Below are 603 nucleotides of genomic sequence, written 5' to 3'. Positions count from 1 at the left end.
CGCTGGCTCGCAGGTCCTGGGCCTGCTGCTCCATCGCCCGCGCCGCCGCCGACGCCTCTTCCACGAGGGCGGCGTTCTGCTGCGTGGTCTCGTCGATCTGGATGATTGAGCCGTTGACCTGGTCGATTCCGGCGGCCTGTTCCTGGGACGCGGCTGCGATCTCCGCCATGATCTCGCTGACGCGCTGCACGGCGGCCACCACATTGACCATCGATTGCCCCGCCTCGCCGACCAGCGCGGAACCGTCCTTGATGCTTTCGACCGATGCTTCGATCAGGTCCTTGATCTCCTTGGCGGCCGTCGCCGACCGCTGCGCCAGTGTTCTCACTTCGCTGGCCACGACAGCGAAACCGCGGCCCTGTTCTCCCGCGCGTGCCGCTTCCACCGCCGCATTGAGTGCCAGGATATTGGTCTGGAACGCGATGCCATCTATCACGGAAATGATCTCGGAGATGCGGCGCGAGGATTGCTCGATAGTCGACATCGTCTCCACGGCACGCCCCACGATCTGACCGCCCTCCGCGGCTACGCCGGAGGCGGACAGCGCGTGCGCATTGGCCTGGCGCGAGGAATCGGCGTTCTGGCGCACGGTGGAGGTCAGCT

General features: G+C 66.3%; 1 protein-coding gene. It reads right to left on the bottom strand.

The window, feature by feature from the left end; translation table 11 throughout:
- Window positions 1-603, bottom strand: a 603-nt coding sequence (locus tag CSC78_RS18785; RefSeq protein WP_238391349.1) for a methyl-accepting chemotaxis protein, incomplete at both ends; no start/stop codon positions are given.

Origin of the sequence: Pseudoxanthomonas japonensis, from assembly GCF_010093445.1 — a bacterium.
In the GTDB taxonomy this organism is placed as follows: Bacteria; Pseudomonadota; Gammaproteobacteria; order Xanthomonadales; family Xanthomonadaceae; genus Pseudoxanthomonas_A; species Pseudoxanthomonas_A japonensis.
The sequence above is the reverse complement of the archived record's forward strand: the minus strand, read 5'-3'. Positions and strand labels throughout refer to the sequence as shown.